Here is a 13,331-nt window from a genome sequence, read left to right as displayed (position 1 = left end):
CCGGAAGCCGGAAGCCGGAAGCCGGAAGCCGGAAGCCGGAAGCCGGAAGCCGGAAGCCGGAAGCCGGAAGCCGGAAGCCGGAAGCCGGAAGCCGGAAGCCGGACCGGAGCCGTGGCCTTGGGACCGAGGATCCCTTCGCCCGGCCCGCCGGGACTCGCCCTCGTGCCCCTCTACCGCCCTTCGCGCCGGACCCGGTCGCGGCGGCGCAGCAGGAGCAGGCCACCGGCGAGGGCGGTGACGCCGGTTGCGGCGGTCCAGCCGAGCACGTCGTTCGAACCGGTGGCGGCGAGGTCACCGCCCGCCGCCGAGGAGGCGGAGGCCGAGGGCGCTGCCGCGGCCCCGGTCTGCGGCCGGGGATCCGACCCCGCGTCGGCGGAACCGGCGGCCGACGCGGCCGGACTCGGCGAACCGCCCGTGCTCCCCGCACCCCGCGCCTTGTCCCGCGTGAACGCCAGCGTCCCGAAGCCGAGTTGGTCGTACCCGCCGCTGTTGGGCCCGTAGTCCCCACCGCCGCCCTCCGGCCCGGACTTCGCGGCGATCCGCGTGAGGTACGACGCCGGCAGGCCCCGGCGCCTGGTGTAGTGATTGGCGATCATCGCCCAGATGGGGCGGGTCATCGCCGGGTCCACGGGCGCCGCCTCGGTCACGGTCTCCGACCCCGACCAGCCGTTGATCGCGCCCTTCCTGCGGGTGTTCGCGGTGAACGGCACCTCCCCGCCCATGGCCCACTTGGCCACGTACTGGGCGCCCTTGAGGAAGCGGCTGTCGTCGTAGCCGTACAGGTCGATGCCCTGGTTCCAGGCCATCTCGCAGAAGGTGCCCATCAGTCCGACGCCGAGCAGCGCGTGGCCCTGGTCGCGGCCGGCCTCCAGCCACTCGGCGAGTTGGTCGTCGTGCACGACGGGGATGGCGTTCCTGAGGGAACCGAGCCCTTCGCCGTGCTTGAAGTACTCGACGGCGCGGGCGACCTGGGCCCTGTCGTCGCAGAAGATGCCGGTCGCCAGGACGCAGCACATGGCGGTCAGGTCCCAGTTGGTCCAGTAGTTGGAGACGACGGCGCCGTTGTGTCTGACCAGGAAGTCTTCGCTGAGCGGCGCGAAGACGCCGGTCAGCATCTCCCGGAACCGGTCGAGCGCGAAGTCGGGGTGGTCGCGGACGAGTTCGGCGGCGTTGGCGATCTGGTAGCCGTACAGACCGGAAGCCAGGAAACGGTCCGCGCTGCCCGCCAGGCTCGTCAGCTTGGCCGACCACGCGTTGAGGATGGCCACGGCGGTGTCGAGATGGGCGCTGTCGCCGCTGACGTGGCCGCGCAGGGCGTTCTGGTACGCGGCGTGGATGTCGTTGTAGAGGGTCGCGTAGTTCTGGGGCGAGCCCGCGCCCCGGTACACGGTCGCCTGCGGGTTGGCCGTCCAGCCGCTCTGCGCATGCCGGTTGGCGGTCAGCCTGGCGAACCCGGCCGTGTAGGGGGCGGCGCCGGCCTTCACCTTGGCGGCCATACGGTCGAGGTCGGCGCGGGTGTGCAGGAGGCCGGGGTGCGCGTAGGTGCCGGCCGCCACGGCGGGCGTGGGGATCACGGCCGTACCGATACCGACGGCTCCGGCGGTCGCGCCCGCGGCCTTGAGCATGCTCCGGCGGCTGATCTGTCGTGTCACGTGGCTCATTCCTCGCGTGCCTACGGCTGGGGACGAGGAGGAGACGGGGGGACACTGCCGGGGATAACAAAAACTCCGGACGCCGATCAGGAGCCGCACCGATGACCATCCGCAGGATCGTCCCCAACATCCAGGTCGAGTCCGAGGGGCAGATGGCGACGAGCCGGGACTTCTACGGCCTGCTCGGCTTCGAGGAGGTGATGGACATGGGCTGGGTGTCGACGATGGCGTCCCCCGCCAACCCCACCGCCCAGATCAGCTTCCTCACCGAGGAACGCACCGCCCCCGTCGTCTCCGACCTGAGCGTGGAGGTCGAGGACGTCGACGCCGTGTACACGCAGGTGGTGGCGTCGGGGGCGGAGATCGTGCGGGAGATCCGGGACGAGGAGTGGGGGGTACGGCGGTTCTTCGTACGGGATCCGGCCGGGCGGGTGGTGAATGTGCTGAGCCACCAGGCCTAGGCCTGTCGTTTGGATCATGCCGGCGTCGCGGGGCCCAGGTCGTGTCCGCAAAGTCCCGTCGTCCGCCCGGAGGGCGGGCCCCGCGGCGTCTGGTGCGTGCTCTCGGCGTGCCGGGCGGAGCCCCTTGTACTGGATGTACTCGGGGCTTTGCCCGGTGCGGCGAGTGGGGGCACCTCCCACGCCCCTAAGGCAGTGGGGGAGCGTGCCAGGCGTCGTGGGGCAGGCGGGACTTTGCGGACACGGCCCAGCGGCGTCCCGCGGCCGCAGCGGGGGTCAGCCGCGTCGGTCCGCGACCGCCCAGGACGCCAGGGCCATCGCGCCCGCCACCCCGAACACGGCGGGCCACGCGCCCACCTTCTTGGCCAGCGGATGCGATCCGGCGAAGGCGGCGACATACGCGGCGGTCAGCGCCCCCGCGGCCCTGCCACCCGCCTGCTGCTTCCACCGCTGTGCGGCGGCGGCCCCCGCGACGGCCAGTACGGCCCCGCCGAGTGGCCGCTGCCTCGTCCAGCGGGCCACGCCGTACCCACCGACCAGCCCACCCGCGGCGACCACCCCGCTGGGAACCTTCGCCATGCTGCCTCCAACCACTACTGCCGCGCTTTGCGGAACCGAGGCTAACCGCCCGCGGCCCGACGCGACTCCGCCCGGGCCCGCAGCTCCGACGCGTACCCCGCGCCGATGGCACACCCGGCGGCGCTCAGGGCGAGCACCAGTACGGCCGGATTGACGTACCCGGGCACGTCACCGGTGTCGTAACTCCCGCCGTCGCTCGTCTCGCACACGAACCCGAGCGGGAGGTACGTCACCGTGTGGTCGGCGATCTCGATGCCCCGCTGATGCCGCTCCCACCAGCCCGCAGTCCGGCAGGACTGGGGCGGAGCCGAGTCGGTGCCGCCGTCCTCCGCCGTCAGGACCGCGCCGCAGACGGCGAGCAGCCCCCACGCGTACAGGGCGCACGCCCCGGCGCCCGCGAGGGCCGCGAGCCCGCGCAGGACGCCGGGGGCGCCGGTACGACGTACCCGTCGGTCGGCCAGGGTGCGGCTGCCGTGTCCGGCCAGAGCCACCGCGGTGATCACCGCGACGAGGACCAACAGCAGGAGCAGCAGCAACACTTGGCCTCCCAGGGGCAGGAACTCGTCAGACCACGCCGGCCAGGCGGTCCACCTGGTCCGGGTCGAGGCCGTAGCAGTAGAGCATGACCTCGTCGGCGCCCAGGTCGGCGTAGGCGGTGAGCGCGTCGCGGATCTCGGCGGGGGTGGTGAGCAGTCCGGCGACCATACGGTCGGGCGTGCCCGTGAAGGCGTAGTACGCGTGCATACGGTCACGGGCGTCGTCGAGCACCTGCTGCGGGCCGAGCGCGACGTTCACCTGGGCCACCAGGCGGGGTGCGCCGTCGCGGCCGTACTCCTTCCAGAACCCGCGCACGGTGTCGAACAGGCCGCCCGCCCAGGAGGGTGCCGCCGCCGCGAGGAAGCCGTCGCCCCAGCGGGCGACGCGTTCGAGGGCGGCGGGCTTGAAGCCGCCGAAGAGAATCTCCGGGCCGCCGATGCGGGCGGGCACCGGGCCGACGGGGCCGATGCCGTCGCCGTAGGGCTCGCCGTGCCACAGGCGGCACATCAACGCCATCTGCTCGTCCAGGCGACGGCCCCGGGTGCGCGGATCGGTGCCCGCGACGCGGTGGTCGTCGTCCCGGCCGCCGATGCCCAGCCCGAGCACGAGGCGGCCACCGGTCATCAGGTCCAGCGTGGCGGCCTGCTTGGCCAGCAGGGCGGTGTCCCGCAGCGGGGCGAGCAGCACCTCGGTCTGGACGCGGACGCGGGTGGTGGCGCCCGCGAGGACGGCGAGGGCCACCAGCGGCTCGGGGTTGTCGTAGACCAGGCGGTCGAGCAGACCGAGGGTATGGAAGGGACCGGCGTCGGCGCGCCGGGCCCAGGTGAGCAGGGCGGCCGGGTCGCCGATGGGCAGGCCGATACCGACGTTCATCATGAACGGGACCTCCGAAACGAGGGGTCGACAAAGTGAGCTGCCGCCCCTCCGGCACCTCAGCGAGGTGGGACGCTCCCGCGCTGCGGCCTGTTTCAGGGGAACGTCTCGTCGAAGTCAACTCACCGTAGGGCGGGCCGACTTCGCGGGACAAACCATTTTCCGGGGGGAATCCGGGGGGAAGGGGAGGCGCTACGGACCCGTCCGCGAACCACCGCGCTCCAGCACGACCGTCCGCATGCCCCCCGCCCCGCGCTCCTCGTGCCGCACCCGCAGCCCGGCCGCGCGCAGCTGCTCCAGCACCCAGTCGTGGGGGAGCCGCAGTTTGCGGTAACTGCGGGCGGTGAGCGTCCAGTCGGCGTCGGGGTCGTCCCGGGTGTGCACCAGGTCGTGCACGACGACCGTGTAGTCGTCGAAGTCGGCCGGGTACTCCAGGAAGCAGGTCATGATCCGGTTCTCGGTGGCCCGCACCGGCAGGAAGCGGTCGGTCCCGGTGAGCGGGACCGTCAGATCGCGGTAGGCGAACACGGCCGTCCCCTCGGGCGCGAGCGCGGCGGCGACATCGGCGAAGAGGGCGGCCACATCCCCACGGGTCGGCAGCTGCGTCAACGTGTCACCCAGGCATACGACGGCCCCCGCCGACCCCGGTCGCACCAGCTCCCGCAACGCGGTCCGCACATCCGCCCGCACCACCCGCACCGTCGGCAAGTGCGCGGCGTGCGCGGCGAGTTCGTCCAGCAGCGGCCGGCTCAGATCGACCGCGAGGACGGAGTCGAAGCCCAGACCGGCGAGCGCGAGGCTCGCCTGCCCCGGACCGCACCCCAGATCCACGGCCAGCGCCCCGGCCACCGAACCGATCGCCGAACCGGGCGTCACACCCCACGCCGAGAGAGCCGCCCGCTGCCCCGCCGCGAGCGCGTCGAGATCGCCGCCGAGCATCCAGGTGTAGTGCTCGGCGAGGAAGCGGTCGTAGTGGTCGACGGCCTGGCCGAGCGGGCGTACCCCGCCGGGGCGTTCCCCGTCGAGGGGGCGTTCCTCGTCGAGGCGGCGTTCCTCGGACCAATCGACGGGTCGGGCGGCGGCGGTCGTCATGGGCGAGGGCTCCCTCCGGTCCGGACAGGCAGGTGAAATGTACGGCGCGGTGCGGGAGTTGAGCGGCTCGGCCGAACCAAATTCGGTGTCCCGGGAAGAATGACGGCCATGGACGACACTGATTCGGCGATCCTCACCCATCTCCAGCGCGATGCACGGCTCACCAACCGCGAACTCGCCCGCAGAGTCGGCATCGCACCCTCCACCTGCCTGGAACGGGTCCGCGCCCTGCGCGCCCGCGGGGTGATCACCGGCTACCACGCGGCCGTACAGCCACGCCTGCTGGGCCGCTCGCTCCAGGCGCTGGTCTTCGCCCGGCTTCGTCCCCTGAGCCGCGAGGTGATCCAGGACTTCGAGAGCTACCTCGGCCAACTCTCGGAGGTCGTCTCGGTCTTCGTCGTCTCCGGCGACGACGACTTCCTCGTCCATGTGGCCGTCCCGGACATCGAGCACCTGCACGCCTTCCTCATGGACCGCTTCAGCGCCCGCCGTGAGGTGGTGAGCTTTCGCAGCTCGGTGATCTACCGGCAGACGAGCACGCGCGTCCTGACGCCCATCGAGACCGACTGACCGACCGACCCTCATACCCCGTCGAGCAGGGACAGCAGCCCATGGTCGAGTTCCGGCCCGAGCTCCTCTCTCCCCGGCTCGACGACGGCGTACGAGCGGTGCAGGAACCGCCGCAGGGGTGCCGTACCGAATCGGACGGCGGCCATGCCGTGCGGGGCGTGGAACTCGATGACCGTACGGGACCTGCCGCACGGCACGATGCGGACGTCCCCGAGCCCGGCCGCCGAGTCGAGCCCCTCCTCCAGCAGCGAGCGGGCGAACGCCCAGGTGACCCCGCGCTCGTCGTCCGAGACATGGGCGGGGAAGTCGATGCGCACGGCGAAGGGTTCGGCGGCGGAGTAGCGCAGGGTCGGGCGTATCGGCAGATCCGGGAAGTCGGGGGTGACGAGGCGGGCGCGGACGGGCTGCTCAAGGGTGTGGCGCATGGTCGGTCTTCTCCGTTGTCGGTTCCTGTTGTCGGTGCCTCTTGTCAGTGCACGTGCGCCTTCTCGACCGCCCGGCGGGCCCGTTGATTACGCCGAACCGGAACCCCTCGCCTGTGATCTAAGTCACGCGAACCATTTACTTGAGATTTTAGTCATCTACGCTGACAAACCCGTTCGCGCCCTTCAGCTCAGCAGGCAACCGGAGCGTTCCCGCCATGTCCGACGGCTTCCCCAAGGTGCCCGCCCAGGCGTCACCTCCCCCGTCCGCCACCGCCTCCTACGCCCGTATCTACGAGGAACAGCAGCCGCGTCTGGTCGCCTTCGCGCGCTCACTGACCCGCAACAACCCCTGGGTGGCCGAGGACCTGGTCGCCGAGGCGCACTTCCGCGTCTGGCGCCGGCTGTCGCAGGGCCACGAGATCGAGAACGTGCCGGCGTACCTGATGACGACGGTGCGGCACCTGGCGGCGACGGCCGTGGGCGATGCCCGCGAGACCCCGCACGACCCGCGCGCCACCGAGCGCGCGGAGATCGCCGTGCACGCGGAGGACATGGCCGACCCCGCCGAACAGGTCTCGTCCGTCGACCTGTTGGTGCGCGTGCTGGGCCAGCTGCCCGAACGCTGGGTGCGGGCGCTGTGGCTGGCGGAGGCCGAGGGCCAGCCGCTGGAGACGGTCGGGCAGCGCATCGGCGCCAAGCAGGGAGCGACGGCCGTACTGCTGCACCGCGCCCGCGAGGGCATGCGCCAGGCGTTCCTGCGCTCCCAGACCGGCGCCCCCGACGACCCCGCCTGCGAGGTCCACTGGGTGCGCATGCCGGCGTACGTACGCGGCAACGCGACCCCCCGCCAGTCGCAGCGCCTGCTCGCCCATGTGGACGCCTGCGACGACTGCCGCGGCCGGCTCGCGGTGCTCATGCGCGCCAACGACCGCCTGCCCGCGCTGGTCGGCCCGGCCCTGCTGGTCTTCGCGGTGGGCAGCGCGGGGAAGTTCCTGTTGCCGCTGGCGGCGGGGTCGGCCGGTGCGACGGCCGCGCTCGGCGGCCAGATCGGCGGTGTGCTGCACGCGACCCGGCAAGCGGTGGTCGGCGGCGGCGGTGCGAAGGTGCCGGCGGCTGTCGCGGCCGGGGCGACGGTGGCCGGCGCGGCCCTCGCGATGATGCTCGCCCTGGGCACGGGCGGGCCCGCTTCGACGCCGTCCGCACCGCGAGTGCCGTTGGCGGAGGCGCCGGTGGGGGCTCGGCCGTCGGAGGGGGCGGGGGTGGATGTGCCGGGGACGCCGGGGGACCCCGTCGGGCCGGTGCGGGTGCCTGAGGTGAAGCCGGTGGAGGAGCGGGAGCCGGCCGACGGTGAGGCCGAGGCGGTGGCCGTGGATGTCGTCGGTGCGGTCGGCGCCGGAGGTGCTTCTGATTCCGTCGATGGTTCGGGGGCGGCGGCTGAGCCGGTGACCGTGGCCGAGCCGGCGCCGGCGGATGAGCCGGACGTCGATGTGCCCGTACCGCCGCCTGCCCCTCCGGCGCCGCCTGCCCCTCCTGCGCCGCCTGCCCCTCCGGCGCCGGTCGACCCCGAGCCAGCCGACCCCGCGCCGGCCGACCCCGCGCCGCCTGCCCCTCCGGCGCCGGCCGACCCCGAGCCGGTCGACCCCGAGCCGGCCGATCCGGTGGAGGAGCAGCCGGAGGTGCCGGAGCCGCCGAGCCCCCCGCAGTACCCGGAAACTCCCAGCACGCCCGAGAATCCGGAGCCGCAGGAGCCACCGGAGCCTGCGGAGCCTCCGGAGACCGACACCCCGCCGGGGGCGACCGCCCCCACCCCCGACCCGCAGCCGACCCCGGAAAACCCCGAGAACCCAGCGAACCCGGAGAACCCCGGAAGCGGCTGCGGGAACTGACCGCAGATCACCTTGACCAGGTGTGACCCACGTCACCGGTCCCCCCTGAAAAGAAAGCGGATGCCACGCCCGCCGTACTGGCATGCTCATGCATGACTACTGGGGGGTAACCAACGTCGGCGCACAGCGCCGGACCGGCCTCTTCGGCGTGCCTCGATGACCGGCCCGCCACCGACCCCCCATGCGTCACCTCCTGCAGCGCACCCCCATACACCGCTCCCGAGGAACACGCATGCACAGACCCAGGCTCAAGAGCCATGCCTTACTGTCGGCGATCGCCCTGGCGGCCGTACTGACCACCGGCTGCTCCACGAACTCCCCGACCACCACGGACGCGGCGGCCGCGACGGCGTCCGAGCGCCCCGAGGCCGCCGCGGCCCAGGAACAACTCGCCGTCGTATCGGCCCCGTCCGGTACGGCCACTCCCACCGCCGTGGCCGACGGCGGTGACGGAGGCAGGGCGAAGAAGTCCTCCCTCAAGGTCGCCTCGTACGACCGGAAGACCGGACGGGCCGTCATCTCGGCGCCGTCCGCCACGAAACCGACGGCCACCCCGTCGGCCGATCCCTCGGCCGCCCCGACCTCCAGTCCCGCGGCCCAACCCCCGGTCGGCGTCGGCGACATCATCGCCAGCGCCCCGGCCCCCGGCGCCCCCGACGGCGTACTGGCCGAGGTCACGAAGGTCGTGGGCGCCGCTCAGAGCGGCGGTACGACGGTCGAGACGGAACCGGCGAAGCTCAACTCCGTGCTCGGCGAGAGCAAGGCCGACGGTGAAGTCCCGGTGGACCCGTCGGCCGTCGAGGTCGAGCCGCTGGTCCAGGGCGTGAAGGTCTCCTGGGCGAAGACCGGTGACCTCCACTTCGGCCCCGAGGGCGCGAAGCTCCCGCTGGGCAGCCTGCGGATCGACGTGGGCGCGGCGGTCGCCACGGCGGAGGGCGCCCCGGCGTCGGCGGCAGCGTCGGTGGAGGGCTTCGTCCAACTCGCCCCGGAGGTCGCGTTCTCGTACGACGGCTCCGGTGGCACGGGCGATGCGGGTACAGCCAATTCCGGTAGGACCGATTCCGCTACGGCCGATTCCGGCACGGCCGATTCCGGCACCGGCTCCTCGCCGGGCGCCGCCTTCCTGGGCCTGTCCGGCGACTGGGCCTCCCAGTGGTCCCTGAAGGGCCGCGCGGTCGGCTCGACCAACGGAAAGCCGATCCGCATCCCGTTCGCGGAACTCCACTCCGACCCGGTGATCCAGGTAGGCCCGATCCCCGTGGTCGTGAACCTCGACCTGACCTGCTACATCCAGGTGAACGCGGACGGCAGGGTCACCGTCGACGTCGAACAGGACCTCAAGGGCGACTTCCGCGTCGGCGGCTCCTTCTCCTGGGCCAAGGGCTGGACCCCGGTCAGCGAGTCCGAGATGACAGGCGAGCCCCTGAAGGCCACCGTGACGGCGGCGGGCGACGTCAAGGCAGCTCTCGGCGCCGAGGCCACGGTCGGCCTCTACGGCACCGTGGGCGTCACCGCCGACCTGGCCCCGTACGTCCGCGCCCACGCCGACGCCTCGGCCGAGGGCTCCGCGGACGGCACGGGCTCGGCAACCGGCGCCTATGCCCTCTACGGCGGCGTGGACCTGACCGGTTCGCTCCAGTTCCAACTGACCATCTTCGGCACGCCGGTCTTCCAGACGAAGATCCCGCTGGGCGCCCTGCACCGCGAATGGCTCCTGACGGAGGGCAAGGTTGCGGCGACAGCCGCCCCGCCGGCGGAGGCCACCGGCTGACCTCACGCGGGCCGCGCCGACCGCTACCCCCTCGGCGCGGCCCGCGTCAGCCTCACGGCCGGGCGAAACAGCCGTGCGCCACCGACCGCGAGCCCTACGACTTCAGTCGTCGGTCGAGCCGTCAGTCGCCCCCGTCCGAGCTCGACCCCGACCTCGATTTCCCACTCGAACGCGCCAAGGCGCGCACCAACCGGCTCAACCCCAGGGTCACAAAGGCCACTCCACGCACCCAGCGCGGGCCGCCCCGCTCCGCCCACACGACGCAGACGCACCCGCCGATGACGAGTGCGAGGACGCCGGACAAGACGACGATTTCGTACAAGCTCATCCCCCTCCTTGCTTTACGGTCCGCGTAATCCTCTCAGCCCGCACAACAGGCCCTCGAACCGCAGTACGCACTCGACGCCGAACCTGCACGCGCCCCTCACCGCGCCCCGACGCCGTACCGGACACGGCGAGAACGGAAAGCAACGCCAGCGCGCCCGCGGGCCCGAGCACGGTCCACGGCGCCAACTCCACATACGGCTGGTTCTCCGACAGCAGCCGCCCCCACTCAGGCGTCGGCGGCTGCTCGCCCAGGCCGAGGAAGCCGAGGGAGGCCAGCACCAGGACGCAGGTGGGCAGCCGCAGCAGGGCGTTGCGCAGTACGGCGGGCAGGACCGCGGGCAGGTAGTGGTGGCGCAGCAGGTACAGCGGGCCGGCCCCGAACGAGATCGACGCGAGCATATGACCACTCGCCCGTTCCTCTTCGAGCAGCGCCGCGGCCTGGGCGGCGTACGGAGTCCAGCCGGCCAGGCACACCGCGAGCGCCGCACCCCACACCGACGGCCCGGTCACCGCCGTGGTCAGCAGCCCGGCGAGAACGGCCGGAAGCGTCGAGGCCACCTCCGTCAGGCCCGCGCTCACCCGGGCCGCGCGGCCGGCTGCTTCGTGTCGTCGAGCGAGGGCGGCTCGGACGCGAACGGCGCGGCTCAACTACCGAGACTCGCTTGCAGGCGATGTCAGGTCGTCAGGGTGCCTCCGCCTCCGTCGTACGGCCCGCAGAGCCGACCCACCCCACATGACTCCCTCACCCCGGCAGACGCCAGTACTGCCGCTTCTCCTCATCCCGCACGACGACGCCGAGCCGCAACAACTCCCGGCGCAGCTCCCGCGCGTCCTCCGCGCCCCCGTCCTTCTCCCGAGCCGCCGCACGGGCCCGCAGCAACGCGTCCGCCCCATCCGGCAGCCCGGGCATCCCGGGCACCCACCGCCTGAACTCCCCCCGATACGGATCCACGTCCGCCCACCGGTAACCGTGCGCGCCGAACGCCTCGGCCACCCGAGCCCAGGGCAACCCGCAGTCCTCCCGAGCGATCTCCATACCGTCCGCCCCGAGCAGCACGAGCTGCTTGCCGTCCCGCACCACCAGGTCAATCTCCTCCCGCCCGAACTCCTGCGAGGAGTCCCGAACACCGAGGACCACACGGCCGGCCGAGACACGCACCGAAAGCGACTCATGCACCGCGATGAACCCGACCCCCAGCCCCAGCACCGCACCCACCGCGACACCACCGATGGTCAGCCACGGCTCCGGCACGGGCGTCACCAACTCGGCCGGCCCCTGCAACGGCGCCCACGACAACGTCACGAGCCAGTCGGCAAGAAGGGTGACGAGCCAGCCGGCACCGGCCCCGCACGCCGTACAAAAGAGCGTCAGAACCCAAGCCGACTCGGCGAGGACGGTGTCCTTGCCGAGAACAGGACCGCCGCCGCCCCCGCGCCCCTTCACGCGACCCACACTCCAGACGTCCCCCGTACGCGCCATGTCCCCCGCCTCGTCTGCTTCTGTCGGCTTCGACTGCTGTTGGTGTCGCCGAGTCTGACGAGACCTCGTACCGCCTGCCATCGGCCGATGGTCTACAGCCCTGCGACTTTGGTCGACCGGATGTCAGACCCGCCTGCGATGGTGTGCGTGGAGGGGGAGCGTGAACCGCGGCTGGAGGAGGCATGGTGACGGCTCGTGAGGACGGGCACGGCTGGACAGGAATGACCTGGGAGGGCTGGCAGGACTACGACGACGTGAGGCACCGCCTGGATCAGGGCGCCGACCCGGAACGATGGGGCCGCGGAGAGAGCCGCCCCCTGCACAGAGCTGCGGCCTGGGGCTCACCGGAGGTGGTGGCTGAACTGGCCCGGCGCGTGACCGACGTGGATGCGCTGGAGTACGGCACGACGGCCCTGTGGGAAGCGGTCATGTACGACCGCCCCGACAACGCCCGAGCCCTGGCCGCCGCCGGAGCCGACCCTTGGCGTCCCCTGATGGGCGGCTGGTCCCCAGGACGCCTGAGCCTGGCCGGCCCCGTCCCGGACCTCTTCCCTCTCCCGCACGGCGAACCAGGCCTGACCGAGCAGGAGCGCAAGGCGGCACAGGAGGGCAGACGCCTGGTCGAGACACTGACCGACATCGAATACGACGGCCTGGGCCTGGCCTGCGTGGCCGATATCGACGCCGACGAGGCGATACGCCGCCTGGAGGCGACACCGGCGGACGCCTCGGAGGCGGCCGAGATCCTGGACGACCCGTACGCCTACGACCTGGACGAGACCCTGCGCATCGTCGGCGTGACGACGGTCCCGGGCGGCTGCGTCGTCACCCAGCCCTGGGGATACGCACCGTCCATGCCCGGCGTACTGACCCGCCTGTCCACCGGCACCATCAGCTACGGCCTCTACGCCAACCCCAAGAGCGGCAACCAGGGCAGCATCACCCGGAACGGGGTGCTGGAGGCCTCGGACCTCCACCCGGCCGGCGCCCCCGACCCGGACGCCACACCCGAGGAGGTCCTGGCGTCCTACCTCTACCGCCACAACGCGGTGGCGTATTCGTGCGCCTGGGCGGGCCTGCGCCTGACGGACGCACGAGCTGTGACGGGCCCGCCGGACAGGTGGGTGGAGCTGCCGGAGCGGGATCACTGGACGGTGTGAGCGACCGTCGCACGAGCAGGACGTGACGCAGGGGCCCGGCGCCGGGCTTGTGCCCGGGCGCCAGGGCCCCTTTCAGCGAACCAGGTGAGGGAGTCGCTCCCACTCAGCAGTCGGAGCCGACGTCGGTGTACATCGCGCCCGGGTTGCCCTCACCGTTGCCCAAGTTGCCCGCAAGACCGGGGAGCACCCCGACCTGACCAAGAATGTCGATGTTCAGGTCGTGCGACTTGCAACTCTTGTGGCCATGCCCGTCGTACGCGGGCTGAGCGGTGGCAGTGCCGGTGGCTATGAGGCAGAGGGTCCCGACCATCGCGGCCGCAACAGCGGCCTTCTGAAGCTTGCGCATGTCTCCTCCTTGGTTCGAGTGGAGCGCGTCATTAAAGATCCACTTAGCGCTCATTTGGGAGGCTAATCCGATATGCCTGGAGACGCTCATCGGGACTGCCATACGGGCCACGGCCATGAGGGGCAGTCAGCTTGGCGGAGCACTGAGGTCCCATCAGGTGGAGAGGGAGCCCATG

14 protein-coding genes are annotated in these 13,331 nt (G+C 72.2%); 5 read left to right on the top strand and 9 right to left on the bottom strand.

Annotation, left to right across the window (positions count from 1 at the left end; all coding sequences use genetic code 11):
* Positions 1-170: 170 nt before the first annotated feature.
* Entirely contained in the window at positions 171-1,625 is a 1,455-nt protein-coding gene (locus ACZ7NC_RS08810; protein WP_471486289.1) for an alginate lyase family protein, read from the bottom strand.
* 128 nt (positions 1,626-1,753) lie between these two features.
* On the opposite strand from ACZ7NC_RS08810, the gene ACZ7NC_RS08805 reads away from it, so the two are divergent.
* Positions 1,754-2,113, top strand: a complete 360-nt coding sequence (locus tag ACZ7NC_RS08805; RefSeq protein ID WP_471486182.1) for a VOC family protein — start codon at positions 1,754-1,756, stop codon at positions 2,111-2,113.
* Positions 2,114-2,386: 273 nt separating this feature from the next.
* On the opposite strand, the gene ACZ7NC_RS08800 is transcribed toward ACZ7NC_RS08805, so the two are convergent.
* The 4 genes from ACZ7NC_RS08800 to ACZ7NC_RS08785 all read right to left on the bottom strand — a co-directional run bounded on the left by ACZ7NC_RS08800 (position 2,387) and on the right by ACZ7NC_RS08785 (position 5,191).
* Positions 2,387-2,689, bottom strand: coding sequence for a hypothetical protein (locus ACZ7NC_RS08800; RefSeq protein WP_471486180.1), 303 nt, complete (start codon positions 2,687-2,689; stop codon positions 2,387-2,389).
* Between the two features lie 41 nt (positions 2,690-2,730).
* Positions 2,731-3,228 carry a hypothetical protein gene (locus ACZ7NC_RS08795; RefSeq protein ID WP_471486179.1) on the bottom strand — a complete coding sequence of 166 codons (498 nt, stop codon included), beginning with the start codon at positions 3,226-3,228 and terminating at the stop codon, positions 2,731-2,733.
* Positions 3,229-3,253: 25 nt separating this feature from the next.
* Complete coding sequence (locus ACZ7NC_RS08790) at positions 3,254-4,099, bottom strand: LLM class flavin-dependent oxidoreductase (protein ID WP_471486287.1); 846 nt, start codon at positions 4,097-4,099, stop codon at positions 3,254-3,256.
* Between the two features lie 192 nt (positions 4,100-4,291).
* On the bottom strand, positions 4,292-5,191 hold the full coding sequence (locus ACZ7NC_RS08785) for a methyltransferase domain-containing protein (RefSeq protein WP_471486178.1): 900 nt from the start codon (positions 5,189-5,191) through the stop codon (positions 4,292-4,294).
* A gap of 108 nt (positions 5,192-5,299) precedes the next feature.
* Between ACZ7NC_RS08785 and ACZ7NC_RS08780 the strand changes: the two genes are divergently transcribed.
* Positions 5,300-5,761 carry an Lrp/AsnC family transcriptional regulator gene (locus tag ACZ7NC_RS08780; protein WP_471486177.1) on the top strand — a complete coding sequence of 154 codons (462 nt, stop codon included), beginning with the start codon at positions 5,300-5,302 and terminating at the stop codon, positions 5,759-5,761.
* 11 nt (positions 5,762-5,772) lie between these two features.
* Here ACZ7NC_RS08780 and ACZ7NC_RS08775 read toward each other — a convergent pair whose 3' ends face one another.
* The gene (locus tag ACZ7NC_RS08775) at positions 5,773-6,186 is read right to left on the bottom strand and encodes an SsgA family sporulation/cell division regulator (protein WP_471486175.1); all 414 of its coding nucleotides are present in this window, start codon (positions 6,184-6,186) and stop codon (positions 5,773-5,775) included.
* A gap of 215 nt (positions 6,187-6,401) precedes the next feature.
* On the opposite strand from ACZ7NC_RS08775, the gene ACZ7NC_RS08770 reads away from it, so the two are divergent.
* Positions 6,402-8,072: a sigma-70 family RNA polymerase sigma factor gene (locus ACZ7NC_RS08770; protein ID WP_471486174.1), complete on the top strand. Its 1,671-nt coding sequence runs from the start codon at positions 6,402-6,404 to the stop codon at positions 8,070-8,072.
* A 232-nt stretch (positions 8,073-8,304) separates the two neighbouring features.
* Positions 8,305-9,843: a hypothetical protein gene (locus ACZ7NC_RS08765; RefSeq protein WP_471486173.1), complete on the top strand. Its 1,539-nt coding sequence runs from the start codon at positions 8,305-8,307 to the stop codon at positions 9,841-9,843.
* Positions 9,844-10,167: 324 nt separating this feature from the next.
* On the opposite strand, the gene ACZ7NC_RS08760 is transcribed toward ACZ7NC_RS08765, so the two are convergent.
* On the bottom strand, positions 10,168-10,818 hold the full coding sequence (locus ACZ7NC_RS08760) for an ABC transporter permease (protein WP_471486171.1): 651 nt from the start codon (positions 10,816-10,818) through the stop codon (positions 10,168-10,170).
* 94 nt (positions 10,819-10,912) lie between these two features.
* On the bottom strand, positions 10,913-11,650 hold the full coding sequence (locus ACZ7NC_RS08755; RefSeq protein ID WP_471486170.1) for a YqeB family protein: 738 nt from the start codon (positions 11,648-11,650) through the stop codon (positions 10,913-10,915).
* A gap of 182 nt (positions 11,651-11,832) precedes the next feature.
* Here ACZ7NC_RS08755 and ACZ7NC_RS08750 point away from each other — a divergent pair, with 182 nt between their 5' ends.
* Positions 11,833-12,810: an ankyrin repeat domain-containing protein gene (locus ACZ7NC_RS08750; RefSeq protein WP_471486169.1), complete on the top strand. Its 978-nt coding sequence runs from the start codon at positions 11,833-11,835 to the stop codon at positions 12,808-12,810.
* 103 nt (positions 12,811-12,913) lie between these two features.
* Here ACZ7NC_RS08750 and ACZ7NC_RS08745 read toward each other — a convergent pair whose 3' ends face one another.
* Positions 12,914-13,156 carry a hypothetical protein gene (locus ACZ7NC_RS08745; protein ID WP_471486167.1) on the bottom strand — a complete coding sequence of 81 codons (243 nt, stop codon included), beginning with the start codon at positions 13,154-13,156 and terminating at the stop codon, positions 12,914-12,916.
* Positions 13,157-13,331: the final 175 nt, after the last annotated feature.

Source organism: Streptomyces sp. NPDC111802 (assembly GCF_055634335.1).
This window is presented reverse-complemented; position numbering and strand designations above follow the sequence as displayed.

Bases quoted from the DNA above. Each gene is read 5' to 3' on its own strand.
- ACZ7NC_RS08770 (WP_471486174.1), top strand. From the start codon at position 6,402: ATGTCCGACGGCTTCCCCAAGGTGCCCGCCCAGGCGTCACCTCCCCCG.
- ACZ7NC_RS08785 (WP_471486178.1), bottom strand. From the start codon at position 5,191: ATGACGACCGCCGCCGCCCGACCCGTCGATTGGTCCGAGGAACGCCGC.
- ACZ7NC_RS08755 (WP_471486170.1), bottom strand. From the start codon at position 11,650: ATGGCGCGTACGGGGGACGTCTGGAGTGTGGGTCGCGTGAAGGGGCGC.
- ACZ7NC_RS08800 (WP_471486180.1), bottom strand. From the start codon at position 2,689: ATGGCGAAGGTTCCCAGCGGGGTGGTCGCCGCGGGTGGGCTGGTCGGT.
- ACZ7NC_RS08750 (WP_471486169.1), top strand. From the start codon at position 11,833: ATGGTGACGGCTCGTGAGGACGGGCACGGCTGGACAGGAATGACCTGG.
- ACZ7NC_RS08810 (WP_471486289.1), bottom strand. From the start codon at position 1,625: ATGCTCAAGGCCGCGGGCGCGACCGCCGGAGCCGTCGGTATCGGTACG.
- ACZ7NC_RS08805 (WP_471486182.1), top strand. From the start codon at position 1,754: ATGACCATCCGCAGGATCGTCCCCAACATCCAGGTCGAGTCCGAGGGG.
- ACZ7NC_RS08775 (WP_471486175.1), bottom strand. From the start codon at position 6,186: ATGCGCCACACCCTTGAGCAGCCCGTCCGCGCCCGCCTCGTCACCCCC.
- ACZ7NC_RS08745 (WP_471486167.1), bottom strand. From the start codon at position 13,156: ATGCGCAAGCTTCAGAAGGCCGCTGTTGCGGCCGCGATGGTCGGGACC.
- ACZ7NC_RS08780 (WP_471486177.1), top strand. From the start codon at position 5,300: ATGGACGACACTGATTCGGCGATCCTCACCCATCTCCAGCGCGATGCA.
- ACZ7NC_RS08765 (WP_471486173.1), top strand. From the start codon at position 8,305: ATGCACAGACCCAGGCTCAAGAGCCATGCCTTACTGTCGGCGATCGCC.
- ACZ7NC_RS08790 (WP_471486287.1), bottom strand. From the start codon at position 4,099: ATGAACGTCGGTATCGGCCTGCCCATCGGCGACCCGGCCGCCCTGCTC.